This is a genomic window from Breznakia pachnodae (assembly GCF_030814225.1).
GTDB lineage: Bacteria > Bacillota_I > Bacilli_A > Erysipelotrichales > Erysipelotrichaceae > Breznakia > Breznakia pachnodae.
The window spans coordinates 220035-239662 of the sequence record NZ_JAUSUR010000004.1 but is presented as its reverse complement, the minus strand read 5'-3'; the positions used below and the strand labels follow the sequence as shown (position 1 = coordinate 239662).

Annotated in this window: 14 protein-coding genes; 13 read left to right on the top strand and 1 reads right to left on the bottom strand. The window is 33.3% G+C overall.

Features of this window, described 5'->3' with window-relative positions; translation table 11 throughout:
• Window positions 1–172: 172 nt before the first annotated feature.
• The 5 genes from nrdD to J2S15_RS12215 all read left to right on the top strand — a co-directional run bounded on the left by nrdD (window position 173) and on the right by J2S15_RS12215 (window position 5444).
• Window positions 173–2305 carry an anaerobic ribonucleoside-triphosphate reductase gene (nrdD, locus tag J2S15_RS12235; protein ID WP_307408711.1) on the top strand — a complete coding sequence of 711 codons (2133 nt, stop codon included), beginning with the start codon at window positions 173–175 and terminating at the stop codon, window positions 2303–2305.
• Complete coding sequence (nrdG, locus tag J2S15_RS12230; RefSeq protein WP_307408709.1) at window positions 2305–2796, top strand: anaerobic ribonucleoside-triphosphate reductase activating protein; 492 nt, start codon at window positions 2305–2307, stop codon at window positions 2794–2796. The genes nrdD and nrdG overlap by 1 nt, the downstream gene beginning before the upstream one ends.
• 8 nt (window positions 2797–2804) lie before the next feature.
• Complete coding sequence (locus tag J2S15_RS12225) at window positions 2805–3305, top strand: dCTP deaminase/dUTPase family protein (protein ID WP_307408707.1); 501 nt, start codon at window positions 2805–2807, stop codon at window positions 3303–3305.
• Window positions 3306–3408: 103 nt separating this feature from the next.
• Window positions 3409–3786: a hypothetical protein gene (locus J2S15_RS12220; RefSeq protein ID WP_307408704.1), complete on the top strand. Its 378-nt coding sequence runs from the start codon at window positions 3409–3411 to the stop codon at window positions 3784–3786.
• 209 nt (window positions 3787–3995) lie between these two features.
• Window positions 3996–5444, top strand: coding sequence for an IS200/IS605 family accessory protein TnpB-related protein (locus J2S15_RS12215; protein ID WP_307408702.1), 1449 nt, complete (start codon window positions 3996–3998; stop codon window positions 5442–5444).
• Between the two features lie 239 nt (window positions 5445–5683).
• Here J2S15_RS12215 and J2S15_RS12210 read toward each other — a convergent pair whose 3' ends face one another.
• Window positions 5684–7903: an alpha-galactosidase gene (locus tag J2S15_RS12210; protein WP_307408700.1), complete on the bottom strand. Its 2220-nt coding sequence runs from the start codon at window positions 7901–7903 to the stop codon at window positions 5684–5686.
• Window positions 7904–8077: 174 nt separating this feature from the next.
• Between J2S15_RS12210 and J2S15_RS12205 the strand changes: the two genes are divergently transcribed.
• The 8 genes from J2S15_RS12205 (at window position 8078) to lacZ (ending at window position 19628) form a co-directional block, all read left to right on the top strand.
• A complete protein-coding gene (locus J2S15_RS12205; protein WP_307408698.1) occupies window positions 8078–9592 on the top strand; it encodes a response regulator transcription factor in 1515 nt (504 codons plus the stop codon).
• Window positions 9582–11366, top strand: coding sequence for a sensor histidine kinase (locus tag J2S15_RS12200; RefSeq protein WP_307408696.1), 1785 nt, complete (start codon window positions 9582–9584; stop codon window positions 11364–11366). The genes J2S15_RS12205 and J2S15_RS12200 overlap by 11 nt, the downstream gene beginning before the upstream one ends.
• A 346-nt stretch (window positions 11367–11712) precedes the next feature.
• The gene (locus tag J2S15_RS12195; RefSeq protein ID WP_307408694.1) at window positions 11713–12825 is read left to right on the top strand and encodes an ABC transporter ATP-binding protein; all 1113 of its coding nucleotides are present in this window, start codon (window positions 11713–11715) and stop codon (window positions 12823–12825) included.
• A 21-nt stretch (window positions 12826–12846) separates the two neighbouring features.
• Entirely contained in the window at window positions 12847–14133 is a 1287-nt protein-coding gene (locus J2S15_RS12190; protein ID WP_307408691.1) for an ABC transporter substrate-binding protein, read from the top strand.
• A 65-nt stretch (window positions 14134–14198) separates the two neighbouring features.
• The gene (locus J2S15_RS12185) at window positions 14199–15098 is read left to right on the top strand and encodes a carbohydrate ABC transporter permease (protein WP_307408688.1); all 900 of its coding nucleotides are present in this window, start codon (window positions 14199–14201) and stop codon (window positions 15096–15098) included.
• On the top strand, window positions 15091–15927 hold the full coding sequence (locus tag J2S15_RS12180; RefSeq protein WP_307408686.1) for a carbohydrate ABC transporter permease: 837 nt from the start codon (window positions 15091–15093) through the stop codon (window positions 15925–15927). The genes J2S15_RS12185 and J2S15_RS12180 overlap by 8 nt, the downstream gene beginning before the upstream one ends.
• A 39-nt stretch (window positions 15928–15966) precedes the next feature.
• Window positions 15967–16602, top strand: coding sequence for a sugar O-acetyltransferase (locus tag J2S15_RS12175; protein ID WP_307408684.1), 636 nt, complete (start codon window positions 15967–15969; stop codon window positions 16600–16602).
• Between the two features lie 11 nt (window positions 16603–16613).
• The gene (lacZ, locus tag J2S15_RS12170; protein WP_307408682.1) at window positions 16614–19628 is read left to right on the top strand and encodes a beta-galactosidase, LacZ type; all 3015 of its coding nucleotides are present in this window, start codon (window positions 16614–16616) and stop codon (window positions 19626–19628) included.

Below are 19628 nucleotides of genomic sequence, written 5' to 3'. Positions count from 1 at the left end.
TAAAACCACGATGAACATTGATTAAAATGAACACTATGAAAAAAGTATGAAAATGTATGAAAAAAAGAGGTGAAGTTTTCAGGTTTCTCTATATCAAACTCATTTGAAAATGAGTATAATAGTAACATAATCTTTCAAAATGTATAGATGAGGAATGCGGAGGTTTTTTTGTATGAGATTAGATGACATGAAGATAGTGAAAAAAGATAATACACTAGAAAAATTTAACATTGATAAGGTAGTAGTAGCGATTAATAAATCAGCGTTTCGTACGTTGTATTCGTTTAAAAGTGATGAAATTGATCGTATTTGTCAAGATGTAGAAACAAAAGTAGAAGCGTTGGATGATGATTGTATAACGATTGCGGAAATGCATAATATTGTAGAAGCAGCTTTGGAGATGACAAACCCTTCAGTAGCAAAGAGTTACCGAGATTATCGTAACTATAAGAGTGACTTTGTACATATGCTGGATGAAGTATATAAGAAGAGTCAAAGTATTATGTATATCGGGGATAAAGAAAATTCAAACACAGATAGTGCGCTTGTTTCAACGAAGAGAAGTCTTATTTTCAATGAGTTAAACAAAGAACTATATAAGAAGTTCTTTTTAACGACAGAAGAGTTGCAGGCAGCTCGTGAAGGGTATATTTATATCCATGATATGAGTGCTCGTCGTGATACAATGAACTGTTGTCTTTTCGATGTGGAAAATGTACTAAGTGGTGGTTTTGAAATGGGTAATCTTTGGTATAATGAACCAAAAACATTGGATGTAGCATTTGATGTTATTGGTGATATTGTATTGAGTGCCGCCTCTCAACAGTATGGTGGTTTTACTGTGCCTAATGTGGATTTGATTTTAAAACCATATGCGGAAAAATCATTTAAAATTTATGTAGATAAATATGTAAATATGGGATTAGACCAAGCGAAAGCAGAAGAAATTGCGATGAGTGATGTTGAAAGAGACTTTAAACAAGGATTCCAAGGTTGGGAATACAAGTTTAACTCAGTATCTAGTAGTCGTGGAGACTATCCATTTATTACAGTATCAATTGGTACTGGAACGAGTCGCTTTGAAAAGATGGCAAACATTCAAATGTTGAATGTAAGAAAAGAAGGACAAGGGAAGAAAGGTCATAAGAAACCAGTATTATTCCCTAAGATTGTGTTCTGTTATGATAAAAACCTTCATGGTGAAGGAAAACCTTTAGAAGATGTATTTGAAGCAGGAATTGAATGTTCTGCAAAAACAATGTACCCAGACTGGTTAAGTTTAACTGGTGAAGGATATGTTTCTGATATCTATAAACAATATGGAGAAATTATCTCACCAATGGGATGTCGTGCATTCCTGTCTCCATACTATCGTCGTGGTGGTTTAAAACCAGCAGATGAAAATGATTCTCCATTCTATGTTGGACGTTTCAACATTGGAGCTATTTCATTACATTTACCAATGATTTATGCGAAAGCACAACACGAAAGTCGTGATTTCCATGAAGTATTAGATTACTATATGGAATTAATCCGTAACTTACACTTACGTACATATGATTACTTAGGTGAAATGAAAGCAAGTGTAAACCCACTTGCATATTGTGAAGGTGGATTCGCTGGTGGTAATCTTGGCTTACATGACAAGATTAAACCATTGTTAGACAGTGCAACTGCTTCTTTTGGAATCACTGCATTAAATGAACTGCAAGAACTTCACAACAAGAAATCACTTGTGGAAGATGGTGAGTTTGCGATTAAGACATTAGAATACATTAACCAAAAAGTAAATGAGTTCAAAGAAAAAGATGGACGTCTGTATGCAATCTATGGAACTCCTGCAGAAAACTTGTGTGGATTACAGGTACAACAGTTCAGAAAGAAATATGGAGTAATTGAAAATGTTAGTGACCGTGAATATGTAAGTAACAGTTTCCACTGTCATGTTAGTGAAGAAATTACACCAATCCAAAAACAAAACTTAGAAAAACGTTTCTGGGACTTATCAAATGGTGGTAAGATCCAATACGTAAAATATCCAATTGGATATAATGTAGATGCAATCAAAACCTTAGTACGTCGTGCTATGGATATGGGATTCTATGAAGGTGTTAACCTTTCATTATCTTATTGTGATGATTGTGGTCATGAAGAATTAGAAATGGATGTATGTCCAAAATGTGGAAGTTCTAACCTTACAAAAATCGATCGTATGAATGGTTACCTTTCTTATTCAAGAGTAAAAGGTGATACTCGCTTGAATGATGCGAAAATGGCAGAAATCAAGGAAAGGAAATCTATGTAATGCGTTATCACAATATAACAAAAGATGACATGCTGAATGGGAAAGGTCTGCGCAGTGTTTTATGGTTGGCAGGTTGTGCCCATGCCTGCAAAGGTTGTCATAACCCAGTTACCTGGAGTTTACAGGGAGGACTGGAGTTTGACGATGCAGCGAAAGAAGAATTATTTGAATCTTTGTCATATGATTATATTGATGGCGTAACCTTAAGTGGAGGGGATCCACTTCATCCTGCGAATCGTGAAGGTGTAGAAAAATTACTGAAAGAATTAAAAGAAACCTATCCAAATAAAACGATTTGGGTGTATACTGGATATGAATATGACGACATATCCGACTTGGATTTACTTGCGTATGTAGATGTATTAATCGATGGTAAATTTATTGAAGAACAACTTAGCCCAAGTATTCACTGGGTTGGAAGTAGTAATCAAAAAGTAATCGATGTACCAGCAAGCAGAAAATTAGATCAGATCGTGTTGTATAACGGATAGGAGATTGAATGAAAAAGATAGCACAGTTTTATAAAGTAAGTTTTGAGGAATTTAAAAAAGCATTTGAAGATATGGAAGATGATACAGTGCAGGCAATGTATGACGAAATCAAATTACCAAAACGCGCAACCCAAGGAAGTGCAGGATATGATTTCTTTGTGCCTTATGACTTAGTATTAAAACCAAATGAAACAGCAAAGATACCTACAGGTATTCGTGCTAAGATGGAAGAAAACTGGGTATTAAAGTTATATCCAAGAAGTGGATTAGGGTTTAAATATCGTTTACAGTTAAATAATACAGTTGGAATCATTGATTCAGATTATTATTTCTCTGATAATGAAGGTCATATCTTCGCGAAAATCACCAATGATACAAATGAAGATAAAACGATTGAGTTAAAGAAACACGATGGTTTTATGCAAGGTATCTTTATTGAGTATGGAATTACAGTTGATGATGATGCAACTGAAGTCCGTAATGGTGGATTTGGAAGTACAAGCAAATAGTAATTAGGTTATGGTCTTATGATCATAATCTTTTTTATTTACAATAATAGCGAATAATATTATAATATAATTATAAGATATAAATTAATACAGAGGTAATGTTATGGAAGATGATAAAGATAACTTTATAGGGCGTGAAAAACACAACTATATGTCATGGAAAAGGGTTACTATAACAAGTGGTACATTAGCTGTAGCGACAGTTCTTATACAAGCATTTGCTAGTGTCTTTTTCCACATTAATTATTCTCATTACCCATCTGTAATTGTATTGATGGCTGCAATTTTCATTCTTCCTTTTATTTATGCGCAAAATGAGAGAGGAAAACTTCCAATTATTTTGTGGTTGGAAGGATTGGCACTTCTTTTCAATATGTTTCTTATCTTTCCAAAAGAATCTTGGTTACGCTTTGCTGTTCAAGCTGTAATAGCAATCATTTTGTTTATTACGTATAGGAAGTACAAAAATAAATTGTTTTAAATTATCAAAGAAAATGCACCTATTTTATTAACTAGGAAAGTTCTCTAAAAGATAAAAGATTAAATAGATATATTAATGATTCGATAATGAATAATTATAAAAATACAAGACTTTTAATAGTAAAATTATCATGGTAAACTATAAACAATAAAGAACTACAATTGAATCGTTGACATAATATTATAAACCAATAAAAAGGAGTAATACTTATGCCAAAAACTATCTCTCAAAGTCAACGATTCTATCTAAAGGATTTAAGTGAATCTCAAGTGAATTGTATCCATCATGATTTAAAAGTATATAGTCGAATGTATCGTTATACCTATCGCAGATGTTATGATGATACTTTTTATAATGTGAAAATGGGAAAAGGATTTCAAAAGAAACTAAAAGCAAGATATGGAACTAGTGACTATATGCCACTTAGTGTGATAAGTGATGTCAAAGCAAAAATAAAGACAAGTATTCAAACTCAAAAGTTTCATGAAAAGCGAGTAACTAGAGAACATAAGAATATTCAAAATAAGTATAAGAAAGTCGAAAAACAATATCTGCAGTTCAAGAAAGTGCACAATAGTCTAATTGCAATCTCACAAGGGAAGAACGAAAACTTACATATCTTTAAGGGATGTGGGTTTTCATATACCAAACATAATACAGTCATAGTTGACGGAATAGAAATGAATCTGTATTTATTTGAAGAGCTATATATCAAAGTAATGATGAAATGCTTGAACCATCGATTGAAGATGTTGCTGTGGAAGATGAAAAGAAAGAAACAAGAAATAGCTAACTACAAGAAACATCCAAAGCAAATCTGTTTTGGAAGTAGTAGACTATTCAAAGCCCAATATACAAAAGAAGAGTATATCAATAATCATCAAAAGTGGAGAGAAGACTATCTACATCAACGGAATAAGCAAATGGTCATCCAAGGAAGAAGGCAGGGTAAATATGGTAATAACTTATTCAAATATGAACTAGATAGTAATACCATGATGTATCGAGGAATCAAAGAAACCATCTACTTACCAATTCAGTTTCATTATCAAAAAGAACTACTAGAAGAGAAAGTGAAGTTAAAACATAATACACCAGGAAAAGCAATCTGCTATGTATTAGAACACCATAGAAATTACTTTATTATCAAAGCAGTATTAGAACTACCAGAAAAAGAAACAACCACTACAAAAGAAGATGGAGTAGTAGGTATTGATATCAATGTAGATCATATTGCACTTACAGTAACTAATAAGCATGGAAATATCATAAATACTAGAAAAATCAATTACAGATTAAAACGAAAAACAAGTAATCAAAGATTATGGATATTACGAGAAGTGAGTAAAGAAGTGATTAATATTTGCAAACAACATCAAAAGACATTGATTATTGAGAACTTAAACTTTACTCATAAAAAGCAACAAATGAAATACAATAAAAAACGAGTAAATGAAGTGTTGAGTAATTTTGCCTATATGAAAATAGTAGAAACAATTGAATCAAGAGCATACAAAGAAGCAGTTGCAGTAGAAAGAGTAAATCCAGCTTATACAAGTAAGATAGGCAAAGAGAAATATCAGCAATCAAAAGGACTCAGTACTCATCTAGCAGCAAGTTATGTAATTGCAAGAAGAGGAATGAGTTTTGCAGATTAGAATATAAATATACTAAGAAAATAATAGATGGAACTATAATATTAATGCAATCACTAGTGGAAGATGATTGGTCGGTGTTATAGATGGAATTCCATCAAAGTACATACAAAAAAGATATATCTATTTCTTTATCGTACCACCTCGAAGTATGAGGAAGGGTAAAGAGAAGATATATCTTACAGGGCTTCAAGAAAGGTGCCTGGTATTAAATCTTTGTATTTAATATGATTTCGTAGAAATCATTTTCTTAAAATGTAAAGTCTTGATTGATAATCACCAGTTGATTCATTAGGAACTCCCTGTATTTCACCAGAAGATTCATCACTGATTACTAGCCCAGCATTCATTAGTTCACTTCCATAATGAGTGTATGAGTCATGTTGAATTTCATATTGAAGTTGTGGATTCAAACCATGTAAATGTAAACGACGATAGTGTGTATTTACTTCCTGCAAGATTCTTGAGTAACATACGATTGCCGTCTCTTGATCTTGAGATACCACCATCCATGCACTTTCATTACCAGCGAATGGAGATAGTAAACGATAGTACTTACCAAACTGAATTACTTCACGGTATTCTTTCATGAAGATAATCTGTTGTTTCATTTCTTCAATTTCATAATCTGATAGTTGTGCAAGGTCTAACTCATAGCCAAATGTTCCAAAATAGGCAATGTTTGCACGTAATGATAATGGAGTCTTACGGTGCATCTGATGATTAGGAATTGCAGATACATGAGCACCCATAGAAGAAATTGGATATCCATAAGAGGTTCCATATTGAATCTTAATTCGCTCTACTCCATCCGTATTATCACTAGTCCAGCACTGTGGTGCATAAGCAAGCATACCAGCATCATAGCGACCGCCTCCGCTCGCACAAGACTCAAACAAGATGTTTGGGTAACGTTTGATTAATCGCTCATACAAGTCGTAAACACCCAATATATAGCGATGAGTTATTTCTTCTTGTTGGTTGTTTGGATAATAGTTAGAGTATACATCTGACATACTTCGGTTCATATCCCATTTGATGTAATCAATATTTGCATGATCAAATGCCTTAACTAACATATCAAAGATATAATCAATAACTTCAGGATTTGAAAAGTCTAATACATATTGGTTACGACTATGATGTAATGTTCGTTCTGGAGTTTGTAACACCCACTCAGGATGGTTACGATATAAGTCAGAATCCTTGTTGACCATTTCTGGTTCAATCCATATACCAAACTGTAAACCCATTGCATGAATTTTTTTCGATAACCCATCAAGGCCATCAGGCAACTTCTTTAGATTGGTATACCAGTCACCAAGTCCAGCTAAATCATGATCACGTTTTCCAAACCAACCATCATCTAGCACAAATAATTCTATTCCCAGCTCTTTTGCTTTACTGGCAATTTCCAGTAGTTTATCTTCTTTGAAATCCCAATAAGTAGCTTCCCAGTTATTAATAAGGATTGGTCGGACTTTCTCCTTGTATAGTCCTTTTACTAAATGCTTGTTGAACAGGGAATGAATGCTTTGTGATAAACCATTTAATCCTGTATCACTAAAAAACATAACTGCCTCAGGAGTTTGGAATTCAGCCTTGGGTTGTAAATTCCACTGAAACGTATGTGGATGAATTCCATAAGTAATTCTACTGACGTCATAAGTATCTACTTCAATTTGTGCTAAAAAGTTTCCACTATACAAAATATGGAAACCAAATGCATCTCCATGATGTTCATTACAATCAGGTCGTTTTAGTATAAAGAATGGATTGAACTGATGTGAGGAATTGCCTCGTATTGATTCAATTGCCTGTATTCCATAATGTAATGGCTGACAAGAAGGGAATCGTTCCCTTGACCATGCACCAGTAAACATCATCATTTTATAATCCTTATCCGGCAAATCAAGAGACATACTCATAGCCTGATTTAACTTTAGGTTTTGGTTGCCATGATTGACTACTTTGACACTTCTTGCAATTGCAGGATAATCATCAAAAATAGTGTAATTCAGATAAAGCGTTACATCTGTTACTGTATCTGTACATTCAATGGACAATGAAGTACTTTCACTATCTGTTGCATAGGTATGTGGAAGATGTTTGATATCTTTCTTTCCTTGCGTAATTGTATGTGATTTATATTCAAAGTTTGATAGTTTACTTCCATTCTCCTGTTCAATTTCAATTGCAGGTAATCTGGTATCTCCACTTCCATAAACTGGATATTCCTGTTTGATGTGTTCCATTGAGAATAAAGATTCTCCTAAGTTTTTATATGCTGCCATTGGACGACGAATGACTTCTAAAAGATAATCATAAGATTCGCTATTTTCAATTCTCTTTCCAAAGTATAATTGTCCAAGTTGATTGTTCTCTAAAATTTTAAATATATAACTGATTTGATTGTTGTAAAGGTGAAAGGTTTTACTTTCTTCATGATAGTTAATAGGCATAAAAGTACCTCCTACTGACATCTTATGAAAGATACCTGCTTATAGTCAATATGAATAATTTTAGATTTATAGAAATATTTTAAGAACTTTGTCAGAATAGCTATAAATCAGTTGGAAAGTTTTGAATTGTAGTAAATGGGTTTGGTATAATGAAGAGGAATAGGGGATCACATTATGAACATAGAAATCTGTAAAATTTTGATCGTGGATGATGAGTACATTATTCGACAAGGAATTGTACACTTTTTAGATTGGGAAAAAAACGGTTTTACAATTATTGGTGAAGCTGCAAACGGCAGAGAAGCACTGGAGATTATAGAGAAAGAACGACCTCATATTATCTTGTGTGATATTGTTATGCCAGAAGTAGATGGAATTGTCCTTTCAAAAAAAGTAAGAGAGTTATATCCCGATATTAAGATTATTGTATTGAGCAGTTATGGTGATTTTGATAATGTTAAGCAAATGTTTTTAAGTGGAGTTTCCGATTATATTTTAAAGCCAACTTTGAATCAGGTGACATTGCTTGAATCCTTACAGAAGGTAAGAGCAACCATTGAGAAAGTAGATTTTATGGAATCAAAAGCAACTCCATTATCTTCTTACTTATCTCAGATTCTTTTAGGATTTGATAATATGGATAAAGTGGAAGATGAGTTCTTTAACTATCCATACTATTATCTCTTGGCAATTAATATCAAAGGATTATCCAATAAAGAAGAGTTAGAATCTTTCTATAATCAGAAACTATCATCAGTAACTGGAGATAATCAATACTGCGTATTACGTCTTTCTGACGAAGTACACGCGGTATTGTTTGCAAGTGATACAGTATTTGATATGGAAGAGAAACTGCTGTCAATGATGCCTTCTTCAATGTCAGAATGCATTCTATCATTGAGTAGCGCGTTTGAAGAACAGTTTCTATTAAAAAATATTTATGAAGAACTTGTGGAATCCTTTGAAAATAGATTTTACTTAAAAAAAGGAGATATTATTTGTGAACGCACAAAAGTTACAATTACTTCATTAGAGAAATTTGATATTCATATTTATAATGACTTACTGTATCGTTTACAGTTAAAAGATGCACTAGAGATGTTGCAGGAGTTTGTAACTCATGCTTTAGAGATGAAAAATAATCCTAGAGAGCTAAAAGCATTAATTGGAAACTCCTTATATTCCTTCATAACGACGATGGAAGAACATCATATAAATTCTGATTATATTCATGAGTTTAAACTAACTGCGTTAAGTGCGCTGGAATCTAGTATTGATGCAACCCAGTTAGAAAAAGAATTTAAAAAAGTAATTAGTGATTTAAGTGTAGTAGTTGATAATTATCATTTAGAAAAGAATGAAGATATTATGAATCAGATAGTGAAGTATCTTCATTTGAATTATAAACAACCCTTAACTCTTAATAAAATTGCGAATGAGTTTAACTTTAGTTACAGTTACTTATCTGCTTATTTTAATGAGCGTTCAGATTTATCATTTAATGAATATTTAAATAAGATACGAATTAATAAAGCGGCAGAATTATTGCGTTCAGGAAAAGCAAATATTAGTGAGGTTGGATATGAAGTAGGTTTTTCTGATCACAGTTATTTCTGCAAGGTGTTTAAAAAACAAATAGGAGTAACTCCAAGTGTTTATCGACGTGGAGGTATGATTCATGTGGAATAAATTAAAGCAGATGATTACCAATAAACGTTTCTTTATTCAGATTAGTATTACCGCAGGGATTGCGGTTATCATTGCGACAATGACCGTTTCTTTGTTTGTAATCAATATGTCAGAAGAAGTTTATTTAGATGCTTATAAAGACTTTAATGACAAAATTATGGATCAGGTTAGTGATGAATATTACCAGTTGCATGTAGATGTAGTAAATGTGCTTACACTGGCACAGGATAGTCAATCAGTAGAAGACTATTTCACAGAAGATAATCTGAGTTCAGTAGAAGAAGGACAGATTATTTATAAGATGAAGGAACAGATGTCAGATTATGGAATACTTCACCAGAAAGTATCTTCCAATCTGATGTTAGTTGGTTTCAATGGAAAAAAATATACTCCAGGTGCTGGATCGGGTACCGATAGTGCAGAGGAGATTTTATCTAGTGATATTATTCAGGATGCACTTTCACGCTCCGACCAAATTACTTATTATTATTCAGATAATGGATTTACAGGAAATACAAAAGATACAGATATAATTATGGCAGTAAAAGTACTTCGTAATTATTCATCTAAGAAAGAATACGGTGTTGCCATCATTATGATGAATGAAAAAGAATTTGCTTCTTATTATGAATCATTAATTGATAGTAAAATCAATAAAGTATACTGTGTGGATGCAAATGGAAAAATTGTATCTACCAATAATGCAGAATATGAAGGAACCCAAAATAATGAAATCAGTAATTTACTAGTGGATTATGAAAATGAGGAACAGTTTGAAGCCGATATCAGCAATAGCAAATATGCAGTAAGAGTAGCTGATTTTCCGTTTATGGAATTCAAGTTAATGAGTATGATTGATGAATCAGCACTGATGGCAGAAATTAATTTCTTGCCACCTGTACTTATTTTTACGCTTGCAATTTCAATTCTATTAATTGGGATTGTTGTAATATTACTTCGTAAATACTTTACACCTTTAAATGTAATCGTAGATCATATTCCTGAAATTATTGAAGGGGATTTTGATAATCAGATTGAAGTCGACAGTTCTGGAGAAATTATGGAACTGGCAGATGCTTTTAACTATATGCTGGATGGACTTAATAACTATGTTGATAATGTAGTGAAGTTAGAATCAGAAAAGAAACTATCAGAGATTCATGCACTGCAGATGCAGATCAATCCTCACTTCGTATACAATACGCTGACATCAATTAAATTCTTGATGTGGCAGAATAAAAATGAACAGGCAATACAGGCAATGGATGCCTTTATTGAGCTGTTACGTAATACATTGGGAAGTGATGAAGAGTACAGTACAGTACAATCAGAAATCGACAACCTGAAGAATTATGTTATGATTCAGAATATTCGTTACAATGATAAAGTATCAGTATCTTACCATATCAGTGAAGAGTGTAAGGAGTTAGAAATCGTAAAGATGTTAATGCAGCCATTTGTGGAAAATGCATTCTTTCATGCATTCCCAGATCAGGAACATGCAACGATTAATATCTTTGCCAGAATCAAAAAAGATTATCTGGTAATTGAAATTATTGATAATGGAAAAGGAATTGAAAAAGAAAAATTACAGTTATTACTTGAAAGCGACCATACTATGAAAAAAGGACTTTCAGGTTTAGGTATTAAAAATGTAAATAATCGTATTAAGTTATTATATGGAGATGATTATGGGGTAGAAGTATCCAGTATTCTTCATCAGGGAACCATCATTACGATTAAATTACCTGTACTACAAAAGAAGGCCCAATAATTGAGCCTTCTTTTACGATAAAATCAGTATTTAGTTTTCAGTGTAAAATGTATGAGACCTAAATTTCATATCAAAGTGAATAGGGTAAACCTGAAAGAATACGATTTTATTTAAGATGTATTATATCAAAAAATGAAAATGATAAAATAGAAAAAATTTTAGATAGAATAAGAATAATTTATGGTTTGAAAACTGAAAATGGTAAAAATTTTAGAACTTTGGTAATTCTTTTTGAAGCTACCTTTAAATCGTTGACAGCGCTTTCATTAGTGATTATAGTGTGGTTGTAAATGATCATTACGCTAATAAAAAGTTATGTTTATTTGAATAAAAAGGAGGCTGTTAAATGGCAAGCATTACATTAACAGGCATAAAAAAAGAATATGAAGGTGGTGTAGTTGCCATTGAAGATCTTGATTTAGAAATTCGTGATAAAGAATTTATGGTACTGGTTGGACCATCAGGGTGTGGTAAATCAACTACCTTACGAATGATAGCAGGACTGGAAGAAATTACAGATGGAGAACTTCACATTGGAGATCGCTTATGTAATGATGTAGCTCCTAAAGATCGAGATATCGCAATGGTTTTCCAAAACTATGCATTATATCCACATATGAATGTTTATAAAAATATGGCATTTGGATTAATGCAGCGAAAAGTAGATAAAGAAGAAATTGATGAAAAAGTTCAATGGGCAGCAGAAATGCTTGACCTAAAGGATTATCTAAAAAGAAAACCGAAAGCATTGTCTGGTGGTCAACGCCAACGTGTTGCATTAGGAAGAGCGATGGTACGTAATCCATCCGTATTCTTATTAGATGAACCATTATCAAACTTAGATGCAAAACTAAGAACTGGAATGCGTACACAGATATCAAAACTTCATCAGAAGTTAGGTACAACATTTGTATATGTAACACATGATCAGACCGAAGCAATGACGATGGCAGACCGGATTGTAGTTATGAAAGATGGAGTCATCCAACAGATTGATACTCCTCAAAACTTATATGCACATCCAGCGAATATGTTTGTTGCAGGGTTTATCGGTTCACCAGAGATGAATATGTTTGATGTAACTTTAGAAAAGGAAGAAGATAAATACTATGTTTCTTTTAATGGAATTCGCTTTCCAATTCCAGAAGGAAAAACCCCAATTGATTCACTAGAAGGTTTTGTTGGTAAAACTGTGGCAATGGGGGTTCGACCTGAAGATTTCCATGTTGAGAAAACAGTATCAGATTTGTATCCAGATAGTGTAGTAGAAATAGAAGTTGATCTTGTGGAAATGACAGGATCGGAAATGAATCTTTATTTTCAATACCAGGGAAAAGACATGGTTGTAAGAACCAATGCACGCTTTGGTATTCATAGCGGTGATAAAGAAAAAATCGCAATTGATGCTAATAAGATTCACTTATTTGATTTAGAAAGCCAAAAGGCACTCATTAAATAACGAAACGGGAGGATAATGAGAATGAAAAGATTATTGAAAGTCTTTCTTGTAACATTCATGGCACTAGGATTAGTAGCTTGTGGTGGAGGCGATAAAGACGAAACAGCTGAAAAGAGTAACAAGATTACAGTTTGGGCATGGGATGAAACATTTAATATCGCTGCAATGAAAGAAGCAGCATCAATGTACAAAGACATTGATCCAGATGTTGAAATCGAAATCGTTACGATGAGTCAGGATGACATCGTACAAAAATTACATACAAGTCTATCATCAGGAAAAATTGATGGTTTACCTGACATTGTATTGATTGAAGATTACCGTATTCAAAACTTCTTAACAGCATATGAAGATAGTTTTGCTGAAGTAGGAGATATTGTAGACGAAGAAGCATTTGATGAATATAAATTTGCTATCAACAAAGTTGATGACAAAATCTATGGTGTACCATTTGATTCAGGTGTAGCAGGATTATTCTACCGTACAGATTACATTGAAGAAGCTGGATATACGATGGAAGATATGGAAAACTTAACTTGGGAAAAATATATTGAAATCGGTAAAGCAGTAAAAGAAAAGACTGGTAAAGATATGCTTACATTAGATCCAAGTGATGTTGGACAACTTCGTATTATGATGCAATCAGCAGGTGCATGGTACATGGAAGAAGATGGAGAAACAGTTAATATTGAAAATAACCAGGCTTTAAAAGATGGTATAAAAATATACAAAGACATGATTGATGCTGGAATCGTAAAACAAGTATCTGATTGGGATTCATTTGTTTCAGCATTCCAACAAGGAGATGTAGCTACAGTTCCTACTGGATGTTGGATTTCAAGTTCAATTACAGCAGCAGATGACTTATCTGGAAAATGGGCAGTTACACAAATACCAAGAATGGAAGCAAATGCTGATTCAGTAAATTACTCAAGTATTGGTGGTTCTGGATGGTATATTATCAACAATGATAATGTAGATACTGCAAAAGCATTTATGAAAGATACATTTGCATCAAGTCCTGAATTAATGGATACATTAGCAACGGATATTGGAGTAGTTAGTACATTAAAAGAAGCTAAGAATACAGAAAGTTATGAAGCAGAAAATGAATTCTATAATGGACAACCAACATTAAAAATGTTATCAGAGTGGTCTGGAGAAGTTAAGGGTGTTAACTATGGATTACACACATATGCAATCGAAGCAGTTGTTGCAGAAGCAGTGCAATCAATCTTAGGTGGAGCAGATATTGATTCAACATTGAAAGATGCTCAAACCCAAGCAGAATCTGCAGTTGTAAACTAAGTATAAAAGCAAATGTCAGGACTGCTGTGATGGCAGTCCTGATTACTTATAAAGGAGGAGTTTAATTGAAACTTAGAAATAAACGTGTAAAAAACGGACTAAGTACTGGGGAAAATCGATTTGGATGGTTATTAGTATCACCAAGTATGATTCTAATTAGTATTCTTGTATTTATCCCAATGATTCAAGCTTTTATTACTTCTTTGCAGAGTGGATTAGCAAATAATCTGCAGTTTGTTGGATTTGATAATTACTTTAAATTATTGAATGATGCAACCTTCTTAAAGGCTGCAGGTAATACATTGTTGTATCTTGTGATACAGGTACCAATTATGATTGTTTTATCACTATTGATTGCATCAGTATTGAATGATCGAAAATTAAAGGGAAAAGCATTCTTTAGAACAGCTATCTTCTTGCCGTGTATTACATCACTAGTAGCATATTCAATTATTATGAAAAGTTTATTTAGTGGAGATGGTTTGATTAATCAGCTCTTACTGAATTTAAATCTGATTGCAGATCCAATCAACTGGATTACGGATGCGTTCTTTGCGAAAGTATTAATTATTATCGCAATTACATGGCGTTGGACTGGATATAATATGATTTTCTATTTATCAGGAATGCAGAATATTGATCCTTCGATTTATGAAGCAGCAGAAATTGATGGGGCTTCTACATTTACCAAGTTCACCAAAATTACTGTACCCATGTTGAAACCAATTATATTGTTTACAACAATTACGTCAACTATTGGTACGCTTCAATTGTTTGATGAAGTAGTAAATATAACCAATGGTGGGCCAGCAAATGCAACGACAACATTGTCACAGTATATCTATAATTTAAGTTTTAAATTTTCACCAAACTTTGGATATGCAGCAGCAGTAGCGTTTGTAATCGTAGTAGCAATTGTAGTATTATCAGTGATTCAAATGAAAGTGGGTAAGAGCGATGACTAAAAAGAAAGTACTAAGAGTATTAAAATATGTTATGTTAACTATTATTTCGTTTATATCTCTATTCCCATTTATCTGGATGTTGTTGGGTATGACAAATAATACAATGGATATTACTGCTGGTAAGATGCAGATAGGTGATCAGTTCTTTGCAAATATGAGTTCACTCTTTGCTTCTGATTTAGATTTCTTAGGAGCACTAAAGAACTCAGCAGTTGCAGCAATTGTTACAACCGTATTAGCGCTACTTGTATCATCTGCAGCAGGATATGCATTTGAAGTATATAAAACAAAACGAAGAGAAAGAATATTTAATATATTGTTGTTGAGTATGATGGTACCATTTGCAGCATTAATGATTCCATTGTTTAGAATCTTTTCACAGATATCTTCGATGGGGCTTGATGCAATTGGAATTGATTCATTTATATCATTAATTATTCCATCAGTATCAACCGCATTTCTAATCTTTTTCTTCAGACAGAATACAAAATCATTTTCAAAAGAAATGTTAGAAGCAGCTCGTATTGATGGCGTTAGCGAAATGGGTTTATTCTTTAAAATCTATATGCCAACGTTAAAAAATACGTATGCGGCTGCAGCAATTATTACATTTATGAATAGCTGGAATAACTATATTTGGCCATTAATTACAATACAGACACCAGACAAACGAACACTACCACTTGTTTTATCAGCAATGGGTGCTTCGTATACACCGGATTATGGAATGATCATGTGTGGGATTGTAATAGCTACAATACCAACAGCAATTATTTTCTTGGTAATGCAGAAATATTTTGTGGCTGGTATGTTAGGTTCCGTAAAATAAGCCATACATTGTATGGCTTTCTTTGAATAAGGAGAAATTATGTCGTTAGAAAAAAATATGTTAACAGGAAAACTATATCAGGAATATGGACATACCAGTGATGAAGATAAAGTCTATGAAAAGGTAATAGAGAAACAGCGTTACTTTTGTAAGGATCAAGTGTTTCTATATAATCATACACTTCCTAGCGAACAAGAAAAACGTACAAGTATATTAAGAGATTTATTGGGAAGTATGGGAGAGCATTGTTTCTTTGAAGGACCCATTCATTTTGCCTATGGATGTAATACCCACATTGGCAATTATGTATATGCTAATTTCAACTTCTCAGTTGTTGATGATATTGAAGTACATATTGGTAATCATGTGATGTTTGGACCTAATGTAGTAATCTCAGTAACGGGTCATCCATTGTATTATGAATATCGCAAAGATGGAGGACAATTTTCATACCCTGTTTATATTGAAGACCATGTATGGATTGGTGCTGGAGTTATTATCTTACCAGGAGTAACCATAGGAAAGAATAGTGTGATTGGTGCAGGAAGTGTTGTCACAAAAGACATACCAGAGAACTCACTTGCATTAGGTACACCATGTAAAGTGATTCGTGAAATATCGGATCATGACAAAGAATATTATTATAAAGATCAAAAAATGAATTTTGATTGGTAAGTGGAGGTAGTATGAACATTAATAAAGCAGATTTAGCTTGGCTGGAAAATCCCGAAGTATTCGAGGTTAATCGTAAACAGCCTTATTCAGATCATAACTATTATGCTTGTATAGAAGAAGCAAAACAGAAAGAAGAAATGAAGTGGAAACAATCCTTAAATGGAAAGTGGTATTTTGCTTATGCAAAAAATCCCAATGAACGAATTTCTGACTTTTATAAACCTGAATTTGATTGTCATCACTTTGATATGATTGAAGTGCCTTCGCATATTCAATTACAGGGATATGATCAGATTCATTACATTAATACATTGTATCCATGGGATGGAAAAGAACACTTACGTCCACCTCATATATCAAAGACCTATAATCCAGTGGCGAGTTATGTGAATTACTTTACTCTAGATGATGATTTAAAGAATCAAAAGAGTATTGATCTGGTATTTGAAGGAGTAGAGTGTGCATTTTATGTTTGGTTGAATGGAACTTTTATTGGTTACAGTGAAGATACTTTCACAAACACCACGTTTGATATTAGTGAAACAATCCAAGATGGAGTTAATAAATTAGCTGTAGAAGTATATAAGTATAGTAGCGCAAGTTGGCTGGAAGATCAGGACTTCTTTCGCTTCTCAGGTATCTTTAGAGATGTTAGTTTATATGCCAGACCTAAGATTCATATAGAAGATATATTTGTTCATTCAATCCTAAAGAATAATTATCAAAGTGCAGATATACAGGTTGACTTAAAAACTAGTCATCAAAAGGGAACGCTAGAAGTTACAGTATATGACCCAATTGGAGAAGTTGTGTATGAAAGTAATCAAATGACACTTACATCATTTAATTTTTCATTAGACGATGTACAACTGTGGTCAGCTGAACAACCAAATCGATATGAACTATATCTTCATATATATGATGAAAACAATAATCTTATTGAAGTAGTACCTCAATCTTTTGGGATTCGTGAATTCAAAATGGATCAGGGAGTAATGAAGCTAAATGGAAAACGTATTATTTTTAAAGGTGTGAATCGTCATGAGTTTTCTTCTAAAAGAGGACGCTCAGTTACCAAAGAAGATATGTTGTTTGATATTAAATTTATGAAGCAACACAACATCAATGCTGTTCGTACCTCGCATTATCCAAACCAGAGTTTATGGTATGAACTTTGTGATGAGTATGGAATTTATCTGATTGATGAAACAAACTTAGAAAGTCATGGTTCATGGCAGAAGTTAAGTGAATGTGAACCATCATGGAATGTTCCTGGTAACTATCCACAGTGGAAGGAAGTAGTGTTGGATCGTGCGAAGAATATGTTGGAGCGAGATAAGAATCATCCTTCAATATTGATTTGGTCATGTGGTAATGAATCATATGCTGGTGATAATATTGTGGCGATGGCAAATTACTTTCGTGAACGAGATAATACTCGATTAGTACATTATGAAGGTTGCGTCTGGAATCGTGACTATGAGGATGCAACGGATATGGAGTCACGAATGTATGCAAAGGTAAAAGATATAAAAGAATACTTGGATAATGATCCAAAGAAACCTTATATCTCATGTGAATATATGCATGCAATGGGAAACTCTTTAGGTGGCATCTCACACTATACGGATTTAGAACATGAATATGAAAAATATCAAGGTGGATTTATCTGGGATTATATTGATCAGGCAATTGAGTATACGGACCAATATGGCAAGAAAGTGCTAGGGTATGGTGGTGACTTTAAAGATCGCTACACTGACTATAACTTTAGTGGTGATGGAATTATTTTTGCAGATCGTAAAATATCACCAAAAGCACAGGAAGTGAAATTCTGCTATCAGGATATAAAGATTACTGTAAATGAGCAAGGATTTGAAATTAATAACCAAATGTTATTCACTAATACAGACAATTATACATTTGAATATATTGCCAAGAGTAATGATAAAATTCTTCAACAAGGCTTCCTCTCAGTATCTGTAAAGCCACTACAAACAAAACAATTTGATATCGATTGGATTACACCAGATTCTGAAGTAATTTATACGGTTCGTGCAGTATTAAAAGAAGATACAAAATGGCAGTCAAAAGGATATGAAGTAGCATTTGGACAAATGAGTAAAGGAAGTTATGAAGAGAAAGCAACAACAGGACAACCTCTGCAGATAGTAGAAGGTGATGGAAATATTGGAATCTATTGCGAGAACTTTAAAGCAATGTTCGCTAACAGTGAAGGACTGATTTCACTGAAGTATGATAATGAAGAGTACATTGCAAGGGCACCTAGACCAGTATTTTCTAGAGCCTCTACGGATAATGATCGAGGAATCAAACATGAATATACAAGTTCGATGTGGTATAGTGCTTCTACATTCTTCTATTGTCAGAAATTTGATTATGAAATAAAAAATGATGAGGTACAACTTCATTATGAGTATCTGTTACCAACAGTTCCACAAACAAGCTTTGATGTAACTTATACGGTTACATCACCTGGAGTTATAAATGTTGATTGTTTCTACCATGGACAAAATGATTTGCCTGAGTTGCCACTAGTAGGAATGTGCTTTAAACTGTATAATATAGTGGATAGATTTACATATCTTGGTGGTGGCCCGTTAGAAAACTATGCGGACCGAAAACAAGGCGCAAAACTAGATGTATACAGACAAGAGGTAAAGGATAATGTAACACCTTATCTTGTGCCACAGGAATGTGGAAACAGATGTGATGTTCGTTATGTGAAAGTGACAGATGAAAATGATAATGGATTGTCATTTGTCTCTAAGAATACACCATTCGAAATGAATGTATTGCCTTATAGTATGCAACAGTTGGAATGTGTTATGCACCAGGAAGAATTACCAAAATCTTATTACACATATGTAACAATTATGGCAAAACAGATGGGTGTTGGTGGTGATGACAGTTGGGGAGCTCCTGTACTGGATGAGTATCTGATTCAAGGTGATCAGGATATCCAATATTCATTTACAATCAAACAGGCCAAAGGAGGCAACTAG

What these genes read in the sequence shown, in the direction of transcription:
- nrdD (WP_307408711.1), top strand. Translation starts at nt 173, where the DNA reads ATGAGATTAGATGACATGAAGATAGTGAAAAAAGATAATACACTAGAA.
- nrdG (WP_307408709.1), top strand. Translation starts at nt 2,305, where the DNA reads ATGCGTTATCACAATATAACAAAAGATGACATGCTGAATGGGAAAGGT.
- J2S15_RS12225 (WP_307408707.1), top strand. Translation starts at nt 2,805, where the DNA reads ATGAAAAAGATAGCACAGTTTTATAAAGTAAGTTTTGAGGAATTTAAA.
- J2S15_RS12220 (WP_307408704.1), top strand. Translation starts at nt 3,409, where the DNA reads ATGGAAGATGATAAAGATAACTTTATAGGGCGTGAAAAACACAACTAT.
- J2S15_RS12215 (WP_307408702.1), top strand. Translation starts at nt 3,996, where the DNA reads ATGCCAAAAACTATCTCTCAAAGTCAACGATTCTATCTAAAGGATTTA.
- J2S15_RS12210 (WP_307408700.1), bottom strand. Translation starts at nt 7,903, where the DNA reads ATGCCTATTAACTATCATGAAGAAAGTAAAACCTTTCACCTTTACAAC.
- J2S15_RS12205 (WP_307408698.1), top strand. Translation starts at nt 8,078, where the DNA reads ATGAACATAGAAATCTGTAAAATTTTGATCGTGGATGATGAGTACATT.
- J2S15_RS12200 (WP_307408696.1), top strand. Translation starts at nt 9,582, where the DNA reads ATGTGGAATAAATTAAAGCAGATGATTACCAATAAACGTTTCTTTATT.
- J2S15_RS12195 (WP_307408694.1), top strand. Translation starts at nt 11,713, where the DNA reads ATGGCAAGCATTACATTAACAGGCATAAAAAAAGAATATGAAGGTGGT.
- J2S15_RS12190 (WP_307408691.1), top strand. Translation starts at nt 12,847, where the DNA reads ATGAAAAGATTATTGAAAGTCTTTCTTGTAACATTCATGGCACTAGGA.
- J2S15_RS12180 (WP_307408686.1), top strand. Translation starts at nt 15,091, where the DNA reads ATGACTAAAAAGAAAGTACTAAGAGTATTAAAATATGTTATGTTAACT.
- J2S15_RS12175 (WP_307408684.1), top strand. Translation starts at nt 15,967, where the DNA reads ATGTCGTTAGAAAAAAATATGTTAACAGGAAAACTATATCAGGAATAT.
- lacZ (WP_307408682.1), top strand. Translation starts at nt 16,614, where the DNA reads ATGAACATTAATAAAGCAGATTTAGCTTGGCTGGAAAATCCCGAAGTA.